Origin of the sequence: Pseudomonas sp. RA_15y_Pfl2_54, assembly GCF_963971015.1 — a bacterium.
Taxonomy (GTDB): Bacteria; Pseudomonadota; Gammaproteobacteria; order Pseudomonadales; family Pseudomonadaceae; genus Aquipseudomonas; species Aquipseudomonas baetica_A.
In genome coordinates, this window is record NZ_CAXAPN010000057.1 from 1 (window position 1) to 20,203 (window position 20,203).

The 20,203-nt window shown below is 53.6% G+C and carries 18 protein-coding genes and 5 pseudogenes; 9 read left to right on the forward strand and 14 right to left on the reverse strand.

What is annotated here, in order from left to right:
* Positions 1-124: 124 nt before the first annotated feature.
* From tnpC (AACY50_RS27540) to tnpA (AACY50_RS27550), 3 genes and pseudogenes are all read right to left on the reverse strand, one after another.
* Positions 125-1,330: pseudogene (gene tnpC / locus AACY50_RS27540) on the reverse strand (IS66 family transposase); the annotation flags it as partial.
* Positions 1,331-1,392: 62 nt separating this feature from the next.
* Positions 1,393-1,728: an IS66 family insertion sequence element accessory protein TnpB gene (tnpB, locus tag AACY50_RS27545; protein WP_339464999.1), complete on the reverse strand. Its 336-nt coding sequence runs from the start codon at positions 1,726-1,728 to the stop codon at positions 1,393-1,395.
* The gene (tnpA, locus tag AACY50_RS27550) at positions 1,725-2,042 is read right to left on the reverse strand and encodes an IS66-like element accessory protein TnpA (protein ID WP_339539741.1); all 318 of its coding nucleotides are present in this window, start codon (positions 2,040-2,042) and stop codon (positions 1,725-1,727) included. The genes tnpB (AACY50_RS27545) and tnpA (AACY50_RS27550) overlap by 4 nt, the downstream gene beginning before the upstream one ends.
* Positions 2,043-2,362: 320 nt before the next feature.
* Between tnpA (AACY50_RS27550) and AACY50_RS27555 the strand changes: the two genes are divergently transcribed.
* Complete coding sequence (locus tag AACY50_RS27555) at positions 2,363-2,893, forward strand: glyoxalase superfamily protein (RefSeq protein ID WP_145187290.1); 531 nt, start codon at positions 2,363-2,365, stop codon at positions 2,891-2,893.
* 83 nt (positions 2,894-2,976) lie between these two features.
* On the opposite strand, the gene tnpC (AACY50_RS27560) is transcribed toward AACY50_RS27555, so the two are convergent.
* The 3 genes from tnpC (AACY50_RS27560) to tnpA (AACY50_RS27570) are packed head-to-tail and all read right to left on the reverse strand — an operon-like array spanning position 2,977 to position 5,202.
* Positions 2,977-4,503 (reverse strand): IS66 family transposase, encoded by a 1,527-nt coding sequence (gene tnpC, locus AACY50_RS27560; RefSeq protein WP_339436557.1) that lies wholly within the window; start codon positions 4,501-4,503, stop codon positions 2,977-2,979.
* 49 nt (positions 4,504-4,552) lie between these two features.
* Entirely contained in the window at positions 4,553-4,888 is a 336-nt protein-coding gene (gene tnpB / locus AACY50_RS27565; protein WP_177009613.1) for an IS66 family insertion sequence element accessory protein TnpB, read from the reverse strand.
* Positions 4,885-5,202 (reverse strand): IS66-like element accessory protein TnpA, encoded by a 318-nt coding sequence (gene tnpA / locus AACY50_RS27570; protein ID WP_098950582.1) that lies wholly within the window; start codon positions 5,200-5,202, stop codon positions 4,885-4,887. The genes tnpB (AACY50_RS27565) and tnpA (AACY50_RS27570) overlap by 4 nt, the downstream gene beginning before the upstream one ends.
* A gap of 367 nt (positions 5,203-5,569) precedes the next feature.
* On the opposite strand from tnpA (AACY50_RS27570), the pseudogene tnpB (AACY50_RS27575) reads away from it, so the two are divergent.
* Positions 5,570-5,749: pseudogene (gene tnpB / locus AACY50_RS27575) on the forward strand (IS66 family insertion sequence element accessory protein TnpB); the annotation flags it as partial.
* Positions 5,750-5,797: 48 nt separating this feature from the next.
* On the opposite strand, the pseudogene AACY50_RS27580 reads toward tnpB (AACY50_RS27575), so the two are convergent.
* Positions 5,798-6,041 (reverse strand): annotated as a pseudogene (locus tag AACY50_RS27580) (LysR family transcriptional regulator); the annotation flags it as partial.
* Between the two features lie 114 nt (positions 6,042-6,155).
* On the opposite strand from AACY50_RS27580, the gene betC reads away from it, so the two are divergent.
* The 4 genes and pseudogenes from betC to AACY50_RS27600 all read left to right on the forward strand — a co-directional run.
* Positions 6,156-7,670, forward strand: coding sequence for a choline-sulfatase (gene betC / locus AACY50_RS27585; RefSeq protein ID WP_339539745.1), 1,515 nt, complete (start codon positions 6,156-6,158; stop codon positions 7,668-7,670).
* Between the two features lie 16 nt (positions 7,671-7,686).
* Positions 7,687-8,607: a choline ABC transporter substrate-binding protein gene (gene choX / locus AACY50_RS27590; RefSeq protein ID WP_339464994.1), complete on the forward strand. Its 921-nt coding sequence runs from the start codon at positions 7,687-7,689 to the stop codon at positions 8,605-8,607.
* Positions 8,608-8,693: 86 nt separating this feature from the next.
* Positions 8,694-10,262, forward strand: a complete 1,569-nt coding sequence (locus AACY50_RS27595) for a SulP family inorganic anion transporter (RefSeq protein WP_339464993.1) — start codon at positions 8,694-8,696, stop codon at positions 10,260-10,262.
* A gap of 439 nt (positions 10,263-10,701) precedes the next feature.
* Positions 10,702-10,902: pseudogene (locus tag AACY50_RS27600) on the forward strand (transposase domain-containing protein); the annotation flags it as partial.
* Between the two features lie 390 nt (positions 10,903-11,292).
* Here AACY50_RS27600 and choX (AACY50_RS27605) read toward each other — a convergent pair.
* Together choX (AACY50_RS27605) and AACY50_RS27610 are read right to left on the reverse strand one after the other, a co-directional pair.
* Entirely contained in the window at positions 11,293-12,237 is a 945-nt protein-coding gene (gene choX, locus AACY50_RS27605) for a choline ABC transporter substrate-binding protein (RefSeq protein ID WP_339420487.1), read from the reverse strand.
* Between the two features lie 712 nt (positions 12,238-12,949).
* A complete protein-coding gene (locus AACY50_RS27610; RefSeq protein WP_339420488.1) occupies positions 12,950-13,906 on the reverse strand; it encodes a PDR/VanB family oxidoreductase in 957 nt (318 codons plus the stop codon).
* Between the two features lie 269 nt (positions 13,907-14,175).
* Between AACY50_RS27610 and AACY50_RS28895 the strand changes: the two genes are divergently transcribed.
* A complete protein-coding gene (locus AACY50_RS28895; protein ID WP_445261507.1) occupies positions 14,176-14,397 on the forward strand; it encodes a helix-turn-helix domain-containing protein in 222 nt (73 codons plus the stop codon).
* A 545-nt stretch (positions 14,398-14,942) separates the two neighbouring features.
* Here the strand turns inward: AACY50_RS28895 and AACY50_RS27615 are convergent.
* From AACY50_RS27615 to choX (AACY50_RS27625), 3 genes are read right to left on the reverse strand one after another with little or no spacing between them, the layout of a single operon-like run.
* Positions 14,943-15,527: an HD domain-containing protein gene (locus AACY50_RS27615; protein ID WP_339420489.1), complete on the reverse strand. Its 585-nt coding sequence runs from the start codon at positions 15,525-15,527 to the stop codon at positions 14,943-14,945.
* Entirely contained in the window at positions 15,527-16,654 is a 1,128-nt protein-coding gene (locus AACY50_RS27620; protein ID WP_339428414.1) for a TauD/TfdA family dioxygenase, read from the reverse strand. Before AACY50_RS27620 ends, AACY50_RS27615 begins: the two co-directional genes overlap by 1 nt.
* Positions 16,655-16,691: 37 nt before the next feature.
* Positions 16,692-17,657, reverse strand: a complete 966-nt coding sequence (gene choX / locus AACY50_RS27625; protein ID WP_339420491.1) for a choline ABC transporter substrate-binding protein — start codon at positions 17,655-17,657, stop codon at positions 16,692-16,694.
* 212 nt (positions 17,658-17,869) lie between these two features.
* Between choX (AACY50_RS27625) and AACY50_RS27630 the strand changes: the two genes are divergently transcribed.
* Positions 17,870-18,751, forward strand: coding sequence for a LysR family transcriptional regulator (locus AACY50_RS27630; RefSeq protein ID WP_339420492.1), 882 nt, complete (start codon positions 17,870-17,872; stop codon positions 18,749-18,751).
* Positions 18,752-18,925: 174 nt separating this feature from the next.
* Here the strand turns inward: AACY50_RS27630 and AACY50_RS27635 are convergent, their stop codons facing one another.
* Together AACY50_RS27635 and AACY50_RS27640 are read right to left on the reverse strand one after the other, a co-directional pair.
* The gene (locus AACY50_RS27635; protein WP_339420493.1) at positions 18,926-19,207 is read right to left on the reverse strand and encodes a hypothetical protein; all 282 of its coding nucleotides are present in this window, start codon (positions 19,205-19,207) and stop codon (positions 18,926-18,928) included.
* A 284-nt stretch (positions 19,208-19,491) separates the two neighbouring features.
* Complete coding sequence (locus AACY50_RS27640; protein ID WP_339420494.1) at positions 19,492-19,770, reverse strand: DUF7693 family protein; 279 nt, start codon at positions 19,768-19,770, stop codon at positions 19,492-19,494.
* A 141-nt stretch (positions 19,771-19,911) separates the two neighbouring features.
* Between AACY50_RS27640 and AACY50_RS27645 the strand changes: the two are divergent.
* Positions 19,912-20,049, forward strand: a pseudogene (locus tag AACY50_RS27645) (transcriptional regulator); the annotation flags it as partial.
* Positions 20,050-20,203 lie beyond the last annotated feature (154 nt).

Below are 20,203 nucleotides of genomic sequence, written 5' to 3' on the forward strand. Positions count from 1 at the left end.
GTCTGGCCAGACAAGAAACTGGGAGCCGATGGGCACTGTGATGTTGAACCCGGATCGGCAGCAGCAGACCGAGAAAAGAGCGGCATAGTTAGACGGCGACGCGACAACAACCTTGAAAAACGCCGCCTTCGGGCACAAGATCGCGCTGGGCCAGCATCCAGGTATGCAGTGCATTGAGTATCGGTGCCGCTTTTTCTTGCCGTATTCGCCGGCGATCCTCGTCGTTCATATCCCGCGCTTGCCGTTCGATTTCGTACAACCCGCCAATCGAGTGCAGCGCCTTTTCGGCCAGTTGGCTCTTATTGGTCGCATGCAGATCGAAGAACTTGCGGCGGGCATGCGCCATGCAGCCGATTTCAGTGGTGCCTTGCTGGAAGCTTGCTTTGTAGCCGGCGAAATCGTCGCACACCAACTTGCCATTCCACTGACCAAGGAAGTTACGCGCATGTTCGCCCGCACGGCTCGGGCTGAAGTCATAAACCACTGCCTTGAGCGGCGAAAAAGGTGTAGTGCAGTAAGCCCAAACGTAGGCACGATGGGTCTTCTTCTGGCCCGGCGCGAGCATCTGCACCGGAGTTTCGTCAGCGTGGATCACTCCTTGGGCAAGTACCGTTTCGCGTAACGCATCGACAAGCGGCTGGAGCTGCACGCCGGTTTGGCCGACCCATTGCGCCAGTGTCGAACGAGCAATAGCCAGGCCGGCACGGCCAAAGATTTTCTCTTGTCGATATAGCGGCAAATGGTCAGCGAACTTGGCCACCATCACATGAGCCAACAGGCCTGCGGTCGGGATGCCTTTGTCGATCACTTGCGCCGGTACCGGCGCCTGGATAAGCGTTTCACACTCGCGGCAGGCCCATTTTCCACGTACGTGTTGCTCGACCGTGAACACGCCCGGCGTGTAATCCAGTTTCTCGCTGACGTCTTCGCCGACGCGCTGAAGCTGGCAGCCGCACACGCACTGGGTGCTCTCTGGTTCGTGGCGGATGACAGTGCGTGGAAACTGCTGCGGCAACGGCGCACGCTTGGGCTGCTGACGCCGTTCGGCTGGCGCGGCAGGCGGATTGACCGCCTTTAACTCAGCCTCGATTGCTGCGATATCAGTATCAAGCAGGTCGTCGAGCAGGCTGCCCTGATGAGGGCTAAGTTGCTCGCTGCGCTTGGCGAACTTGTTGCGTTTGAACAGTGCGATTTCGTGGGTGAGCTGTTCGTTGACCGTTTCGATCCGCTGGATCTTCTTGCCCATCGTGTCGACCTGCGACAGCAACTGCGCAGCGAATGCACGCAGTTGATCGGGGGTCATGTGATCGAGATTGGGCGAGGGAGTCATGCCTTGGATTTTACCAAAGCAGGTCGCTTACGACAGTAGGCCAAGGAGCTAATTACAGCCTTTTAAAGCAGTGTGATTGCACCGCCAGCTCCAACCCTTTGCCAAGGTAAACCGAGCACCAAGGCATGAAGTTGCTCGGCATCCAGCTCCATTTCGCAGCCTTGCCGAATGCCAGGCCAATAGAACTTGCCCTGGTTCAACCGGCGTGCAGCCAGCCAAACACCAATTCCGTCGTGCACCAGCACTTTCATCCGATTAGCACGGCGATTGGCAAACAGATAAGCGCAGTGCGGCTTCGCCGCACCGAACACCGCAATCACTTTGGCCAGCGCAGTTTCAGTGCCTGCACGCATATCCATGGGTTCGGTGGCGAGCCAGATGGCATCTATGCGAATCATTGGGTGAATCCACGGACAAAGCGGGCGCACCCTTCAGGATCTGAAGTTGGCCATTTCACAGTGATCGATTGATCGCCAAACGGTAGATCAATGATCACCGACGTTTCAGTCTGCCGTTTTGGCGTAGATTTCACTGGAATAAAAGCAGGTAGTACCGCTGGTGGCTGATCCCGGTACAGCGGCATCCACTTTCGAATTACGTTGGCGTTGATGCCATGACTGATGGCGACGCCGGATATGGTCGCGCCTGGTTGCAGGCATTCCTGAACAACCTGGGCTTTGAACGATTTGGGATAAGAGCTTCGTTGGCGCATTGGAAGTCCTGCCGTTAAGGGCTATAGCGTCCGCTTAAAAATACGCGGACACCATCGTCCTTAATGCTGGAGTTCGGAAGGTGTGTTCCCGGAACGCTGTATGCGCCCGGTTAACCCACCTTGCGTGATTTTACGCGGCCTGCTGGCACAAACTTTCGCCTTTATTAGTGGTTGTGTATTATCAGGGCTGGCCGATGCTGCCAGCCGCTCGCTCCGTAAAGGAAAGGTGAAAGCATATTTTTACAAACCACATCGTATCTCTCTTGATGGTCGAGGTTTGGCAAGGCGAGCACCAAAATGCTTCGACTCCAGGAGAAATAATGTCTTCAATCCAGAAAGCCAAACAGATGGCCAAGAGCCTGCGTGCTTCGTTGGAGAAGCGCAATCAGGAAGTGTCGCACTCCGTTGCACTCGAACTGGTGGCACAGCAACTGGGCTATAAGGACTGGAACGTAGCATCAGCGATGCTTCCGGATGAAAATCCTCAACCCGCTGTAACATTCGACAAAGCAATTCCCATATTGCGAATATTTGACGAAACCAAGGCCCGCGAGTTTTATATTGATTTTCTGGGCTTTAGCGTCGAGTTTGAGCACCGATTCGAAGCGGATCTACCGCTGTATTTAGGGATCAATCGAAACGGGTTACAGCTCCACTTGTCCGAACATCATGGTGATGCCAGTCCAGGGTCGACGATATTTGTTCCGATGCAAAATATCGAAATGCTTCGTGATGAGCTACTTGGCAAACGGTACGGATACGGTCGTCCGGATATTGTCCAGCAGGGATGGGGGCAGGTTCTGGAGGTTTATGACCCTTTCGGTAATCGGATAAGATTCTGCCAAAGCTGAATCCGCTGGACGCTAGATTGGATCTGATCCGTCTCGGATCCTATAGCTAGCGGAATAGCGCCTACCTAAATCCACTTACGTGGTTAGGTAGGCGTCCACCAATGTGGCAACAACTGATCAACCTCACTCGCCCGTTGCGTCGGCAGGCGTGTAAGTACATCCTTCAGGTATGCATATGGATCATGCCCATTGAGCCGCGCAGACTGGATCAAACTCATGATCGCTGCGGCACGTTTGCCACTGCGTAGCGAGCCTGCGAACAACCAATTCGAGCGGCCAAGAGCCCACGGCCGGATTAGGTTCTCGATTTGATTGTTGTCGATGGGCACAGCACCATCTTCCAGGTAGCGCGTCAGCGCTATCCAGCGTTTGAGGCTGTAATCCAGAGCCTTGGCCGTAGCCGAACCCTCGGGCACAAGTTCGCGTTGGGCCAGCATCCACTCATGCAGTTTTTCGGCGATGGGCACCGCTGTTTCCTGGCGTAATCGCCAGCGATCTTCGTCGCTCATTTCCTTGGCGTTTCGCTCGACTTCGTACAGTCCGCCAATCGAGTGAAGAGCCTGTTCCGCCAACTGGCTTTTATTGGCGATATGCAAGTCGAAGAACTTGCGGCGCGCATGGGCCATGCAGCCGATTTCGGTGATGCCCAGCTCGAAGCTGGCCTTGTAGCCGGCGAAGTCGTCACAAACCAGCTTGCCGTTCCAGGTGCCCAGGAAGTTACGCGCATGTTCGCCGGCACGGCTGGGGCTGAAGTCGTAGACCACGGCTTTGAGTGCCGAAAACGGCGCCGTGCTGTAGGCCCACACATAGGCGCGGTGGGTTTTCTTCTCGCCGGGCGCCAGCATTTTTACCGGCGTTTCATCGGCGTGAACCACGCGCTGGGCCAGCACCACTTCGCGCAGCGCATCGACCAGCGGCTGAAGCTGCACGCCAGTTTGGCCCACCCACTGCGCCAGTGTCGAACGCGGGATGGCTAGACCGGCACGACCGAAGATCTTTTCCTGTCGATACAGCGGCAGGTGGTCGGCGAACTTGGCCACCATCACGTGGGCCAGCAGGCCCGCCGTGGGGATACCCTTGTCGATTACCTGCGGCGGCACCGGCGCCTGGATCAGCGTTTCGCATTGGCGGCAGGCCCATTTCCCACGAACGTGCTGTTCGACGGTGAACACGCCCGGCGTGTAGTCCAGCTTCTCACTGACATCTTCGCCGATGCGCTGAAGCTGGCAGCCGCAGGTGCATTGGGTGTTGTCTGGCTCGTGATGGATCACGGTACGCGGGAACTGCGGCGGTAACGGTGCACGCTTGGGTTGCTGGCGTGGTTCTGTCTGCGCAGGTGCAGGATGAAGTGCTTTTAACTCCGCCTCGATGGCTTCTAGGTCGGTATTGAGCAGGTCATCGAGCAAGCTGCCTTGCGCCGGGCTGATCTGCTCGCTGCGCTTGGCGAACTTGTGGCGTTTGAGAATGGCGATTTCGTGAGTGAGTTGCTCGATGATCGTCTCATCACGATGAATCTTTCTGTCCTGGGTGTCGATCTTGGACATCAACTGCGCAGCCAGTGCGCGCAGTTGTTCAGGAGTCATTTGGTCGAGATCGGGCAAGGAAGTCATGCCGTGGATTTTACCAAAGCAGCCCGAGTGCTACAGCTGAAAGGAGCGTTTAAAGCAATGTGATTGCGCCGCCCGCACCGACTCGTTGCCAGGGCAATCCAAGTACCAGTGCCTGAAGTTGTTCGGGGTCGAGTTCGACCTCCGTCCCCCGATGGATGCCTGGCCAATGAAACTTACCTTGGTTCAAGCGCCGCGCCGCCAGCCAGATACCGACGCCGTCGTGCACCAGGACTTTCATCCGGTTCGCCCGGCGGTTGGCAAAGAGATAAGCGCAGTGCGGCTTCGCCGCACCGAACACCGCGACCACTCTGGCCAACGCGGTCTCAGTGCCGGCGCGCATGTCCATGGGCTCGGTGGCGAGCCAGATGGCATCGACACGAATCATTGGGCCAGGCCACGAATAAAACACGCGCAGCCGTCCGGATCCGAGGCTGGCCACTTTACGGTGATGGATTTATCACCCAGAGGCAGCGAGATGGTGACCATCTCTTCTGTTGCTCGCCTTGGTACCGCTTTTACTGGAACAAAAGCCGGCAAGGTTGCAGGCGATTGATCCCGGTAAGCAGGTAGCCACTTGCGGATCACGTTAGCGTTGATGCCGTGATGGATGGCCACGCTGGAAATCGTCGCTCCGGGTTGCAGACATTCCTGGACGACCTGGGCTTTGAATGGTTTGGGGTAAGAGCTTCGTTGGCGCATGAAAGTCCTAGCGATAAGGGCGATGGTGTCCGCTTAAAAATACGCGGACACCATCGCCCTTAATGCTGGAGTTCGGTAGGTGCCTTGGCCGGACGGTTACGGAACGCTTACGAATGATTGAACTGTAAGTCCGGACAGCACACCTTCCTAATGCCAACGCTTAAGGCGATGGTGTCCACCTACATTTAAGTGGACACCATTTCTAGCCTTTTTAAGCGGATGCCCATGCCACTGGAGCGCCGTTCCTATTTCCAGTCCTTTTCAAGCCAAGGTTATCGCCGGGTGCGCGCAGGCTGACGCCTCGATTGCCAATTTTCGCTCTTGCCCACAACCTCAGTGCAAACCTCTCGCTATCGAACCCGTGGAGATGCGCGCCGGCACTGAAGCCGCTCTTGCGCTAGTTGTTGCGATGTTCAGTGCGGCGAAGCTGCACTGTGCTTATCTGTTCGCCAACCGCCGCGCCAATCGCATGAAAGTGTTGGTCTATGACGGCGTGGGGATTTGGGTTGGAGCCCGGCGCTTGAATCAAGGGAGCATCTGTTGGCCAAGGGTGCGGCACGGCTCTGATGCCGAGTTTGATGCAGAGCAACTTCAAGATGTTCTGCAAAGCTGCTTGCACCCGCTGGAAAGTAGCGCCCCGGATTCGGTTAATTCAATGCCGCGATAGATCTGATCAAACAACTTCGTCCCGGTTGATCTTCCAATCGTTTGATCTGTTGGCTGATAGCCGGTTGCGTGGTGCTGAGTGCCACCGCAGCGGAGGTAAAACTACTCTGCCTAGCTGCGGCCTCGAACGCCCGCGGTAAGCCTGGAGATAATTTAACAAGGGCGTCATACATAAGCTGTGCTTATCCCAGTCATTGCTGTGTATGGGCTTTACCTCAAGCTTCATGGTCTTCATGCTCGATTGCAGCACTCTCGCATAAATATTCACTATGGAATGCCGCAATCACATGAAGCGCAAAAATATTCTTTTCATCATGGCCGATCAGATGGCCGCGCCAATGTTGCCGTTCTACGGTTCCTCGCCCATCAAACTGCCCAATCTGAGTCGCCTCGCCGCGGAAGGCGTGGTGTTCGATGCCGCGTACTGCAACAGCCCGCTGTGCGCACCGTCGCGGTTTACCCTGGTCAGCGGTCAGTTGCCGAGCAAGATTGGTGGCTATGACAACGCGGCCGATTTCCCCGCCGATGTACCGACGTACGCCCACCACTTGCGTCGCCTCGGTTACCGCACGGCATTGTCCGGCAAGATGCACTTTTGCGGCCCAGACCAGTTGCACGGTTATGAAGAGCGCCTGACCAGCGATATCTATCCCGCCGACTATGGCTGGTCGGTGAACTGGGATGAACCGGACGTGCGTCCTACCTGGTTCCACAACATGTCGTCGGTGCTGCAAGCCGGGCCGTGTGTGCGTACCAATCAACTGGATTTTGATGAAGAGGTGGTGTTCAAGGCCCAGCAATACCTGTTCGACCACATCCGCGAAGACGGCGACCAGCCGTTCTGCCTCACGGTGTCGATGACACACCCGCACGATCCGTACACCATCCCCAAAGCGTTCTGGGATATGTACGACGATGCCGACATTCCATTGCCTGAAACCCCGCCGCAGTCCGAACTTGACCCGCATTCCCAACGTTTACTGAAAGTGTTTGACCTGTGGGACAAACCGTTGCCTGTGGATAAAATCCGCGATGCGCGCCGTGCCTACTTCGGTGCATGCAGCTATATCGACAGTAACGTCGGCAAACTCCTGCAAACCCTCGAAGATACGGGCCTGATCGACGACACCATCATCGTGTTCTCCGGCGACCACGGTGACATGCTCGGTGAACGTGGGCTCTGGTACAAGATGCATTGGTTCGAGATGGCTGCGCGAGTACCTCTGCTGATCAGTGCGCCCGGGCAATTTGGCGCCGGCCGGGTCAGCGCAGCAGTCTCCACCGCCGACCTGCTGCCGACCTTCGTCGAATTGGCCGGCGGTTCGCTGGAACCAGGTTTGCCTCTGGACGGGCGCTCACTGGTTTCGCACCTGCAAGGGCAGGGCGGCCACGACGAAGTCTTTGGCGAATACATGGCTGAGGGCACCATAAGCCCGCTGATGATGATTCGCCGCGGCGCTTACAAATTCATCTACAGCGAAGACGACCCTTGCCTACTCTTTGATGTGCACAACGATCCGCGCGAGCAGGAAGAACTCAGCCAGTCGCCGCAACACCGGTCGCTGTTCGAGGAGTTTCTGGCCGACGCGCGTGCCAAATGGAATATTCCGCTGATACACCAGCAGGTGCTCGCCAGCCAGCGTCGTCGGCGCTTCGTCGCCAAAGCGCTGACCATCGGCAAGCTGAAGAGCTGGGATCACCAGCCGCTGGTCGACGCCAGTCAGCAGTACATGCGCAACCATATCGACCTAGATGATCTGGAGCGCAAAGCACGTTATCCACAACCCTGCCAAAACCAATAATGTTAAGGGGAAGTCAATGCAAAAGTTTTCTATAGTCCTGACGGTAGGGCTACTGGCGCTGGGCAGTGCCTCGGCGTTCGCCGAGCAAGACTGCGACACCGTGAAGATGGCCGACCCGGGCTGGAGCGACATTGCCGCGACCAATGCCATTACCGGTTTTTTGCTGGACGGCATGGGCTACAAGGCTAAGGTCAACACTCTGGCGGTACCGATCATCTATGGCGGGCTCAAGGATGGTCAGGTTGACGTTTTTCTGGGTAACTGGATGCCAGCGCAACAGGGCTTTTACGACAAGTTCGTGGCCACTGGCGATGTCACTCAGTTGGTAAAAAACCTCGAAGGCACCGAGTTCACTCTTGCCGTCCCCGATTACGTCTGGGACGCCGGTGTGCGTGACTTTACCGACTTGAACAAGCATGCCGACGAGTTCCAGAAGAAGATTTATGGCATTGGCTCGGGCGCTCCGGCCAATATCTCCTTGCAGGAAATGATTAAGAAGAACGACTTTGATATGGGTCAATGGAAGCTCGTTGAGTCCAGTGAGCAGGCGATGCTGGCCGAAGTGTCCCGCGCGGTGAAAAAGAAGAAGTTCGTGACCTTCCTCGGCTGGACACCGCACCCGATGAACGTGCAGTTGAAAATGCATTATCTGAAGGGTGGCGAGAAATACTTCGGTGACACGGGCAGCGTCTACACCCTGACCCGCAACGGATATGCACAGGCCTGCCCGAACGTTGGCAAACTGCTGACCAACCTGAGCTTCACCCAGGACATGGAGAACAGCATCATGGCGGAGGTGGCGAACAAGAAGATCAGCAATGCCGTCGCGGCCATGGAATGGATCAAGGCCAATCCAGCGGTGCTGGATAAATGGCTGGATGGCGTGAAGACCGTGGATGGGAAGGACGCGTTGCCGGCCGTAAAAGCGAAGTTGTAAGGGTTGTATGTGGCGAGGGAGCAAGCTTCTCGCCACGATAATCGCGCCGTCCTGATACCCTTACGCAGACCCACCCGAGAGGATCCATGGCCTTCCCCAGCCTCCATTCACTTTTCCCGTTCCTGACCTGGCTGCCGCGGCAAACCCGCGCCAGCGTCTGCCGAGACCTGATCGTCGGCCTCAGCGGTGCAATTCTGGCCTTGCCGCAATCCGTTGCCTATGCCCTGATTGCCGGACTTCCACCAGAGTATGGCTTGTACGCCGCGATCGTCCCGGTGCTGATTGCCTGCCTGTGGGGATCGTCCTGGCATCTGATCTGCGGCCCTACGGCGGCCATCTCCATTGTCCTGTACGCCAGCGTCAGTCCCCTGGCCGTTCCCGCGTCAGAAGACTACGTCATGCTGATACTGTTGCTGACGCTGCTCGCCGGTATCTTCCAGTGGCTATTGGGGTTACTGCGTTTTGGTGCCTTGGTGAATTTCGTCTCACACTCGGTGGTGTTGGGTTTCACTCTTGGCGCGGCCGTGGTGATTGCCATCGGTCAACTGCCGAACCTGCTGGGACTCGACGTGACCAACGAGGCGACAGCGATGAGCAGCTTCCTGATGCTGTTCAAGCACCTGGGCGAAGTGGATAAACCCTCCCTCACGTTGGGGCTGGGGACGGTAGCGGTGGGCGTGATCCTGAAATTGTTGCTGCGCCGCTGGCCGACCCTGTTGATCACCCTGATCCTGAGCGAGCTGCTGGTCTGGCTCTGGCCAGCCATGTTCGGTCATGTGAAGCTTGTCAGCGCGTTCGTAGGACGCCTGCCTCCCTTCAGTCCATTGCCGCTGGATATGGACTTGATCCTGCGTCTGCTGCCCAGCGCTGTAGCGGTCGGGATGCTCGGTCTGGTGACAAGCCTGTCGATTGCCCGTTCCTTGTCAGCCCGTTCGCAGCAACTGCTCGATGCCAATCAGGAAGTCCGCGCCCAAGGGTTATCGAACATCGTGGGGGCGTTCTTTTCCGGCTCTCTATCAGCCGGTTCCTTCACCCGTTCAGGCCTGAGCTACGAGTCCGGCGCCTGCTCGCCGCTTGCCGGGGTTTTTTCGGCGCTGTGGGTGGCGCTGTTTGCCATCTTCGGCGCGAAGGTGATCGCGCATATCCCCATCCCCGCCATGGCCGGCAGCATTCTGTTGATCGCCTGGGGTCTGGTGGACACTCGCGGGATTCGGGCGCTGTTGCGGGTCAGCTGCGCGGAGTTTGTGGTGATGGCTCTGACATGTATCGCTACGCTGCTGCTGGAACTGCAGACGGCGATCTACGCCGGCGTTTTGGCTTCGCTGTTTTTTTACCTCAAGCGCACTTCCCAGCCGCGGGTGAAGCACTGGCGCGACGGGGATGAAGACATTCTGCAAGTCGGCGGATCGATCTTTTTCGGCGCCAGCCATTACCTGCAGTTGCGCCTGCAACGGATGCACGGCGTACGTTTAGTGATCGAGGCGCAGCAAATCAACTTCATCGACTATTCAGGTGTGGAGATGCTGCACCAGGAAGCGCGGCGACTGTTGCAGCAGGATCGCAGCCTTACCCTGCGCGGGGCGAGACCACCGGTGGTGGAGGAGTTGAGAAAACTGGAAGGGGCGGAGAAATGCCCAATCCGGTTTGAAGACTGATCACGAGGTCGGTGCCGTTTCCATCGCGGGCAAGAACCCAGTGTGGGAAATGCTTTGGCGATGGGAGGTATGTCGCCATCCTCGCGAGATACGCCGATGGGGGAAAAATCGTTATTTCAAATGCTTATCTATCTAAAGGGCCGAGCCACCTGTATCGGGTGTTTCTACAGCAAGGTGGCCGCTGCTGCGCATGCCTCACACCGGTCACCAAAGACACACCATGGCATTGACGACATGTTGTGAAGCTGAGTCTCGGAGCACGGATGCGGTCGCCAATCTCGAGACCAACTACCTGCGGTGCCCATGGGATGTGCGATTTGCCAACGTCGACGATGTAAAACCAAGTGCCCAAGTAGAGGCTTGAGCCGTGTGCTGGGAAACTCGCATGAACGGATCTTGGAGGGACGCGGGTAACCGCTTCTGACCGCCCGACAACTAAATCCGACAGTGGGCACTGGGACGCTCGAATTGTTTGTTTGCCGGATCGCTACGTTGCGGTAAACGTGCGGGGGCGATCATGAGTTTGATAAAGCCGACGCAGCTCAACGGGCATGATTCGTATGCTTACTTGAAGGATGTTCTTGCACGCCTGCCGACGCAGCGTGCTATGGAGATTACCGAACGGCTACCGCACATGTGAGCGCCCGTTTAATCATGCAATGTATGTTGCGTGGGCGCTTACATTGAACTGTCTAGAGCGAAAGGATGTTGCTCGGTGGGGAGTCATGCGGGCTCTTCGCCAAGGTGACAGGGGAGTCGTGCGGGATCCGGACATGAGCAAGACCACTGCCGCTGGAACCGGCCCTAAAATTGGCACCCGTCACGGTGGAATGGTTTTCTTGGTGGGCCAACCCGCCCTTTAAATGGGCGGGTTGGAGCTGGTAGGAATTTTTCGATAATGTGACGATCCATCGTTATTGCTACTCCCCGACATTGCCTACACGCGCCGTCGTAACCGAAGATCAATATTGCGGTGAACGAACCCATGGAGCGCCTTTACTCATCGTGTCGCTGGATGCTGACTGAATCCTTAAAGCAACTTGGCCTTCACCGCTTCTAAGCCAGACCCACCCTCCCTAGTTGTCACCCTCGATAGCCATGTATTCAGAATCTGAGGATTAGCTTTGAGCCAGGCCATTGCCGCTGCTTGAGGCGCCATTTTGTCTTCAAGAATTGAACCCATGATTCGGTTTTCCATATCTACATTGAAGCTCATGTTTTTGAGGAGTTGCCCCACGTTCTGACACTCATCCACGTAGCCCTTACGGGTAGTGGTATACACCGTAGCTTGACCGAAATTGGGCCCAAAGAAGTCATCCCCTCCAGTCAAGTATTTCAACTTGAAACGGTTATTCATTGGATGAGGTTCCCAGCCTAGGAACACAATCCCTGAATTTCGCCTCGCTGCCCGCTCGACTTGGGAAAGCATTCCTGCCTCACTGGAGGCTACTAGGGTGAACCCTGCATCTTTCAAGCCGAAGGCGTTTTCATCGATTGCTTTCAGAATCGCATTGTTTCCGCCATCACCGGCTTCTGGCCCGTAGATCTTCTGACCTAGCTCATCTTTAAATTTAGCGATATCCGAGAAGTCCTTCAGCCCCGAATTCCAGAGGTTTTCAGGCACTGCCAGCGTATACTTGGCGTTTTCCAGGTTTACTCGCACTGTATCGATGGTACCAGCGTCCCGATATGATTTCAGTTCAGACTCCATGGTCGGAATCCAGGTTCCTAAAAAAACATCCAGATTCTTACCTTCGGCCAAAGCCTTGTACGTAAGTGGAACCCCGAGCGAAGTCACTTTTGTTTGGTAGTCGAGTGCTTTCAGGATCGTCGTGGCGAGTGCGGTGGTACTTTGAATGTCAGTCCATCCCGGGTCTGCGAATTTAACCAGTCGGCATTGGTCTGGCTCCGCAGCTTGGCTGACGAAAGACGCTGAAAGAGCGATTAGAAATAACGTTGGAGATAATGCGTTCATGGTGCAAATTCCTCAAGATAATTTAAGAGAAAGGCGGCAGTTATTTATTTGTTTTTCTGATTTTTCTGTTGTGAATTGATTTTGTTATTTCGCAGTATTATCTTCCGGCCAGCATGGTTTAGTTATACTCTTTGCGTTTGCTGAAACGCCGATCTGCGCATTGCACGATAAGATGTGCAATTTTTTCTGACTCGCATGCTTGTTGCCAGCCTTGGTTAAGGGCTTCTCATTGGCGGTGTGCATCTGTCAAAGATTGATAGGTGCAAAAAAACAAAGTTAGGACGCTTAAGGCTCTTGGGTATAAATGGGCTATACATCTGTACCTCCCTAGCTGGTTCGTTTTCCATTTGATCCCAAAACGCTCAACAATATATCGATAGGCAGTTCACTGCGGAAACAGCGGCAACAACCGGCTTCGTTGCTGGCTTACTTTCCGTGGGGCCATCAGCCATCTATGTCGGCCCTTATCGCCGGCGTCGGGAGGCGAGCGGTGCGGCGTTGGCCTTATTTGCCGGCTGACCGTCAGCCCATCTGGCCGGATTCGACGGTACCGAATGAGTCCTGTCGGAGGCACTCACCGCGAGCAACGCAAATACAGACGGGCATCCATGAAAAATCGCAGCAACCATCGGCAGGCTAAAGCAGGAAATCACAAGAACGCTATGTCCCTCGGCCAGGCGACGCGAGCGAGCTAAACCGGATCGTTTCATATTCACAAGTCTAGGATCAGATTTTCGGACTTTGCACGCGAGCAACATAGGGCAATTAGCTGTCCAGAGTTTCGTTCCGTCTGCGTTAAAACACTGTCTCGGTGATCCGGCTTGCCGCTCAACACCGGGGTCAGGCAAGAACCGCAATACCCCTCTTCGCATAGTGTTCGTACCGTCACACCGTTATCGGCCAGTACCTGAAGTATTGATTGGCCAGGGGGCACGGCAAACGACTTTCCGCTGCTACCGATTGTTACCGTAAATTCTGAGTCGCTTTCGTGATATCGTACTGCACTTGGATCCGCCCCGAACAACTCGTAGTGCACCGTCTCCGGGGAGCAGCCTCGGGCCGCACTCTTGACGGCCTCCACAAGCCCTAGTGGGCCGCATACGTACACGTGGCAATCTTCCTCGCGATCTTTCACCAGACTGGACACATCTAAGCGCCTATCTTCTGTTGCTTTGTCATGAATAAACGTTACATTATCGCGCAGGGTTGAAGTTACTATTGAGTTATAATGCGCAGTTTCCTCGACTGAGCGCGCGCAATAATATAAATGATACCTGGATCCGATTTGTTGCAGGCGTCTCGCCATCGACAGGATAGGGGTAATACCGATGCCGCCGGCAATAAGAATAACTTTGCCAGCCGATTCGTGGAGTCTGAAATTGTTGGCAGGGCCTTCTGCTTCTATAGTATCTCCGATCTTCCAGTTATCATGTATCCATTGCGACCCACCTCGTCCTTCCTGCTCCCTAAGAACCGAGATCAAATAATGATCCGACGAGCCAGGGGTATTTGCTAACGAGTACTGTCTACTTATAGTATCGGTTACGCGCACGGTAATGTGAGATCCAGCCGAGAACTCCGGCAGCGACGTTTCTGCCGATGCGTTAACCAGGTAAAAGCTTCGAATAGACGCCGTTTCGTCAGATATTTTCGAGATTTTCAAATACATGACAAGAAGCTCCTTTACCGCTACGATGCAGTCTCGATTTTATGAATAAATCTTCATTCAACTCTGTCCGATCCAGCATTGCGCCCCATGTGGGGGGCGGAACCTAGATTGAGGGGTTCAGTGAGTTGAACAGATAGTTCGAATAACATAAGCTAATCTTTCTATGCTGACCAACAACCATTCCTTGGGCATTCGGATAAATAATTCTTATGAAAGCTATCGACGAAAGCTTCCTCCGCTGGATCCGTTGATCGCGTTCGAGGCATCGGCTGCCACCTGAGTTTCACGAAGTTTGGGCAGAGTTACGTCTCGCCCAAGCCGCGATAAGTCAGCAGTTTCAATCACTTGAAAGCTGTTTAGATGTAATGCTATTCATCAGAGCCAATCGTTCGGTTAGTCTTACCCCTAGGGCACAACTTTCAACACGTGGTCGCAACAGCGCTCGCGAACCTCGCCAGCGCAACGACCGACCTACAGACCAAGGGAGATGAGAGCACCTTTACGAAGGATGCGACCAAGCTATCGGCAATATGCTTATGATGCCGAGATACCCGATTTAACGGCCGCCTTGGCCGCGGCTAATGATTTCAGACGTCGAAAAGAATTGTCTTGCAACCGATGTAGACGCAGCAATCATCTTTGGTGACGGTGCGTAGCGCGGATTCCATGCGAGGAAACACTTTCATTAATGTATCTTTGTGGTCTCGAGCTTGAGGATGAGAGCTGGAACTGAAACCTGGCGGCAATGGCTTGACCGGAATAGCGTTAATACAATTATTGTTAACAAAGGGCTGACCGTTAACAGTTATCCACTGTTGATCGAAGCTGCGGTACAGGGGCATTGCGTTGGGTTGGGTTGGGTTGGGATCAGCTCGGAGGTCGGCAGATAAACGTTTACGCAACACCTTCACAATCGGACATCGGGATCTTGCTCATAATCCGGCATCTGGAGTCCTGTGGATTTGCGGTATTCGGGATCTTTTATATGCTCAGCTGGCCCGCTATGCGGAAAAAATAAAGCGTAGCGGGCCTGCCATTACATCATTGGGTATTCGTCTTTTAGTACAGTGGGGTCGAATGGTTTGCGGCTGAAAATCTTGTGCACCAATGGAGCGAAGTGTTCAATACCTGGCGTAGGGTAGTCTGGGTCGAATGAAGATTGATCCCAGCGTTCGCAAAAATTCACGCATGACTTATAGCAAGGGTGATCCTTGTATCTGTCACGCTCGTTCCGGTCTCCCCCAAAATAATGGGCGTAGTAGAAGTTCTGAAACAGTCCATGGTGATGTAGGATCCATGTTACTTCCCCTCTCACATAAGGCCTGATGATAGAGGCGGCATACTGTGAATGGTTGTAGGGAGCGAGGAAGTCTCCTAGGTCATGGATCAACGCACCAACGATCATTTCTTCATCTGCACCGTCTGCCTGAGCCCGTGCAGCAGCTTGCAGGGAGTGTTGCAGTCGATCGACCTTGTATCCGCTCAAGGTCGATGACAGCCCATTCAGCGCATCGAGTATTCGATCCGGCAAACCTTTGTTGAAGTCGCTTTCTAGTTTTTCCAGAAAGTGATATTCAGCGTGCGTGCCGTCTTTCATTCTGATGAATTCTACCTGCTCCATTACGCAGCCTCCTCAAGCATTTTGAGTCGCTTCACCACTTCACTGAAGCGTTCACGTGGGCCATCAAAGTCAATGTAGCAACCTTGCAGGTGCCGATGACCTTCGGATGGGTCGTAACTGGTTCGTCCGTGCAGAACCCGGCTGTTGTCGAACAGCATTAGCTCACCAGCATCGAGGCGGAACTTGAGTTCGTAATCCTCGTGATTGAACAACTCAGCCAAGCGCTTGCGTGCACGGTGGAATGCTTTGATCTTGGAGTCTTCCAGCAGAGGAAGACTGTCCAAGCGAGGACTGTAATGAACGCCCAAGGTGTTGCCGGCGTCATCGACGCTAATCATCGGGCGACGAGATGTCAGTTCTACGCCCTTGTCCACGAAGCGAAATCGAACTGCAGTGTCCTTGAGCAGCTTGTATCCCTCATAGTCCTCTCTCTTGAGCGCCTCTACGACAGAGACGCTGTCCACTAGGGTGGAAAGGCCACCAGAGGTCTCATTGACTAGGCAGTGAAGCAACTGGATGCCTGGTACTGGATCACGATATGGGTTATCGGTGTGAGGGCCCAGTCGCACACTACGATATGCGAGATCATTCGCGCTCGGCTTCGAGTAAACCTCGAAATATTTCCCGAAGTTCGTTTCCTTCACGTAACCGAATTTTGATCCAACAGCGAGCACCTGCTCTGTATTATTCGGCACATTTGTCAGAATGATGAACCCATACTTGAGGTAGGCAATCAGTGAAGCCTGAAACTTGGCGTCATCATTCAGCTCTGTCCAGTTATGTTTTACCAGTTTTACATTGATGTCGCTTTTCCAGCTTTCGGCGGATGAGGCTGAATCCAGATCCAGCGCATTATCCAGAATTTCAGAATCTGTATAAAGTGCTTGATGTCCATCGCTGAAGGTTAGCCAGGCGCTGCTAGAGTTGACCTTTTCCAGTTTGATTAGAGCGATCTCTGGATCAATGAGGTGAGAGTCAAATAACCGTTGCTGAGTTTGCGTGTCGGCTGAATCAGCATCAGGTGTTTTTTCTCTGAGCCAAAGCGCTGGAACCTCAAGTGTTATTTCGGCTTTACGAAAAATAACGGACGCGGGTGATTCTTTAAAAATAATATCAACGTTTTTCATGTGAAGATCCGAGAATTTCAGTGTTCTAGTATTGATCCTACTCGCGATTAGCTAGTTTCTGCTCGTCGAAGTATTTTTTGGCAGCTTCAAGTGCATCTTTTCCATCGAAAGTGGAAACTCCACTGAGCCAAGTTTCAAGCCAGACTGGATTATTATTAATCCATTCAGTTGCCAGTTTCAACGGATCCTTCTTGTCTAGGATGCCGACCATGATTTCACTTTCCATGTCCGTGTTGAATTTCATGTTTCCAATTAACTTTGCAGCGTTAGGGCAGCGTTTTGCATAATCTGGCGCTGTAACTGTATATACTGTTGCTGCTCCATAATCGGGGCCAAAAACGTCATCGCCACCTGACAGGTAAGTCATTTTGAAATCAATGTTCATAGGGTGTGGTGCCCATCCGAGGAACACGATCGGCTTCTTGCGAGCAATTGCACGGGAAACTTCCATGCGCATCGCACTTTCGCTGGACTCGACCACTTTAAAATCACCGAGACCATAAAGGTTTTGGCTGATCATTTTTTTCAAAGAGCTGTTGCCACCGCTTCCAGGCTCAATTCCGTAAATTTTTCCGCCGAGCTGATCTTTAAACTTGGCAAGGTCTTGAAAAGTTCGAAGGCCTTGCTCCGCAAGGTAGTCCGGAACTGCCAAGGTGTACTTAGCGCCAGTCAGGTTGGGTGGCATCAACTTGAGGAGTTTTCCTGCTTCCACAGCAGGCATTACGGTCGGATCCAAAGAAGGCGACCAGTAGTCAAGAAAAGCGTCAAGTTGCCCGTTCTGAATTGAACCCAAGGCAATAGGCACCGCAACCATTGTCTTCGTTGGCTTATAGCCGATGGCTTGGGCGACAGCCATTGTCAGACCGTTATTCGCGGCATTGTCAGCCCAGCCGAGATCGGCGAGCCTTATAGCTTGGCATTGCTGGGGATCTTGAGCTGCAGTAACGCTCAGAGAGGGAAGGGTAACAGCGGCAAATACGAGTGAAAGCAAGGGCTTACGCATAGATCATCTCCGCGAACCGTTTATTGTGAAATTGGTTTAGGCATGGCAGGATGCAAAAAGGGTGTGCAACGATTAGCTAGGCTTTTTTATTTATTCATTGGGCATGGGAGAGGCTAGCAATTTCAAAATTCTGAAGAAACAGCGGTTTATCTTATACGCTATATGCAAAAAACTTATGAGGAGGGTAGATGTCGAAACGGTCAGTTCCAGCCATGAAGTCTTTAGTTGCTTTTGAGGCAACTGTTCGGTTGGGGTCAATGACCGCAGCAGCGAAGGAGCTTTGTATCACTCAACCCGCTGTTTCACAGCAAATTCGTAGCCTGGAAGATTTGGTAGGTGGTTTTTTGCTCGATAGGACTGGCGGGGTGCTTGTTCCAACAGGTGCTGGTCTGGCCTTGTACCGCGATATTGCTCCAAGTCTGTTAGACATAAAGTCAGCGATTGAAGATACTCAGGCGAGACTTTCAAACTATCGGCCAACACTGAATATTTCAGCAAACTTTGGGTTTGTGCATCTATGGTTGCTTCGTCGAATGCAGATGTTGGAGTGTGCATTTCCTAACTATAAATTTAACGTTAGCGCTACTGATGTTCAAGCAAGTCCTGAGGTTCAAGAGTCAGATATAGATATTGTATTTGGTCAAAGGAATTTCCAGCTTGATACTGAGCTGATGCTAAGTACCGAGACTGTTTTTCCTGTGTGCAGTCCGGATTTTGCAAAAAAAAATGGAATATCATCTGAACTGACCAAAGATCAAGTGACAAATCTGACGTTGCTACATATGGACTCAAGCAACCCCAGGTGGCTGGACTGGAATCGATGGTCGGTTCTTGCTGGGCTAGGATGCGTGAACGTTGATAGCGGTTTCAAGTTCAATAATTATCCATTACTTCTCAATGCTGCCATGGCAGGGAAAGGACTAACACTGGGCTGGGAAATTCTGGTCGAGGAGTTTGTTGCTAAGGGTCAGCTGATTCGCTTAGGCCCGGCAGTTTCAAGAGAAGATTTCGGGTATCTGCTCAGAAGTCGTCATAAACATAACACCGTGGTTGAACCTGTGGTTAATTGGTTCATCGCCAATACAAAACGTTAATAGGCTCTGACTTCTTGGCTTCACACCCGGTGCAGTACCAATAGAAAAAGTGGCTTTCAAATATTGCGACTGATGCTCAGGAAGCGATGTGCTCGGCGGTGGTCTGGTTGAACGCGTCTGCCGCGATCATAGCTTCCGCAAGCCGTTCCCGCCTGCAGATCTCAGCAGCACGTTTTACAGGCCCGGGTAATCATCAAGTCTGAGGCTAGGAGCCTCCCCGTCCACTGGCTCGCGATTAGGCGTATGCATTACTCCGGCTTCAGCATCGGCTCGCATCTGATAAAGCTCTTTGTCAAAAGCATTATCCTGGACTGTACGCTTGCTGATGTAGGGCTTCCGCTCAGGTTCTCGCAGCGCTGCATAAGTCGTTACCGCGTCTGGGTCGTGCTGCAGCTTTTCTTCAACTTGAGATTCCAGCATTGCAAGGAGCGCGTCTTTGTCGGGACGGTTCAGCAATTTTTTACTCCTATTAGAAAGCTAGGCATTGGCTGTTCGATTGGTACATTGAGCAGTGGGTTAGGGCAGGGCCGCTTATATTTGTGGTTGCATCGCAGATTGGCATTTACCCGGATTGCAGGTTGAGAATCCTAGTAAGCTTACCAAGCCTTAGCGCCAACCGCCTGTGACGAAAATGATGTCATAGCTAGAGTCTTGGATGCAGCTTCGAGATGACTGAAGTGGCCAAACATTCGCCTACCGTTTTGGATGCATGCTCAGAGCCCAGCGAACAGCCGCTCAAGCTATTCTCGCTCCCCGATGCTCAATAGCTCGACAGGATCAGCTCCGTAGCGCTGCCAAAATTCAAGTGTCCCGACTCTACCATCAGGCGACCTGCAGTACTCGCAGTAGTCCAGGGTGTCACAGTCATTGAAGAGTGTGAGTAGCCATCCATCAATCTCCACGGGTATGAGGCCGTGGTAGATCTTGCTCGAGCTTCGCATCATGATGCGTTTGCCTAGCGCGACGTCCGTCAGCATCTGGTAGACCTCGCGGGCCGGTAGGAGAGGGGTCGTGTTCAAAGTATTCTGCGCTCGCGTCTTCGCTTGCCCATAGCCAGGCTGCGGTATGAAGTGGCGTCAACGGGGGGGGCGATCCTTCGGGCCAATGGGCCCGGCTCAATAATTAGCCAGATATTTCTCGCTAGATGTAAGCCACCTGCCAAGCCTCGCCAGGTGAAGGTCTACAAAAAACCGGACACCGGTGGAGTCGTCGAAACCAAAGGCGGCAATCATAAGACTCTGAAGGAATGGATAGCTGAGCACCGCTCCGCAACGGTCGAGTCTTGGCTGACCAAGTGAGTTCGGTTTGAGTACAAAAGGGCCTGAGCAGACTGTGTGAAAACACACTGATGAAGGCCCAACAAAACGCCCCGACTTGTTCGGGGCGTTTGTTTTTGTGCGGGCAACAGACGAAAAAAGGCCTTTCAGCCCATTAGCGCCATCAACTGGCGGG

Excerpts from the sequence above, each read along its gene's own strand:
- tnpB (WP_339464999.1), bottom strand. The coding sequence starts at position 1,728 with ATGATTCGCATAGATGCCATCTGGCTCGCCACCGAACCCATGGATATG.
- tnpA (WP_339539741.1), bottom strand. The coding sequence starts at position 2,042 with ATGCGCCAACGAAGCTCTTATCCCAAATCGTTCAAAGCCCAGGTTGTT.
- AACY50_RS27555 (WP_145187290.1), top strand. The coding sequence starts at position 2,363 with ATGTCTTCAATCCAGAAAGCCAAACAGATGGCCAAGAGCCTGCGTGCT.
- tnpC (WP_339436557.1), bottom strand. The coding sequence starts at position 4,503 with ATGACTTCCTTGCCCGATCTCGACCAAATGACTCCTGAACAACTGCGC.
- tnpB (WP_177009613.1), bottom strand. The coding sequence starts at position 4,888 with ATGATTCGTGTCGATGCCATCTGGCTCGCCACCGAGCCCATGGACATG.
- tnpA (WP_098950582.1), bottom strand. The coding sequence starts at position 5,202 with ATGCGCCAACGAAGCTCTTACCCCAAACCATTCAAAGCCCAGGTCGTC.
- betC (WP_339539745.1), top strand. The coding sequence starts at position 6,156 with ATGAAGCGCAAAAATATTCTTTTCATCATGGCCGATCAGATGGCCGCG.
- choX (WP_339464994.1), top strand. The coding sequence starts at position 7,687 with ATGCAAAAGTTTTCTATAGTCCTGACGGTAGGGCTACTGGCGCTGGGC.
- AACY50_RS27595 (WP_339464993.1), top strand. The coding sequence starts at position 8,694 with ATGGCCTTCCCCAGCCTCCATTCACTTTTCCCGTTCCTGACCTGGCTG.
- choX (WP_339420487.1), bottom strand. The coding sequence starts at position 12,237 with ATGAACGCATTATCTCCAACGTTATTTCTAATCGCTCTTTCAGCGTCT.
- AACY50_RS27610 (WP_339420488.1), bottom strand. The coding sequence starts at position 13,906 with ATGTATTTGAAAATCTCGAAAATATCTGACGAAACGGCGTCTATTCGA.
- AACY50_RS27615 (WP_339420489.1), bottom strand. The coding sequence starts at position 15,527 with ATGGAGCAGGTAGAATTCATCAGAATGAAAGACGGCACGCACGCTGAA.
- AACY50_RS27620 (WP_339428414.1), bottom strand. The coding sequence starts at position 16,654 with ATGAAAAACGTTGATATTATTTTTAAAGAATCACCCGCGTCCGTTATT.
- choX (WP_339420491.1), bottom strand. The coding sequence starts at position 17,657 with ATGCGTAAGCCCTTGCTTTCACTCGTATTTGCCGCTGTTACCCTTCCC.
- AACY50_RS27630 (WP_339420492.1), top strand. The coding sequence starts at position 17,870 with ATGAAGTCTTTAGTTGCTTTTGAGGCAACTGTTCGGTTGGGGTCAATG.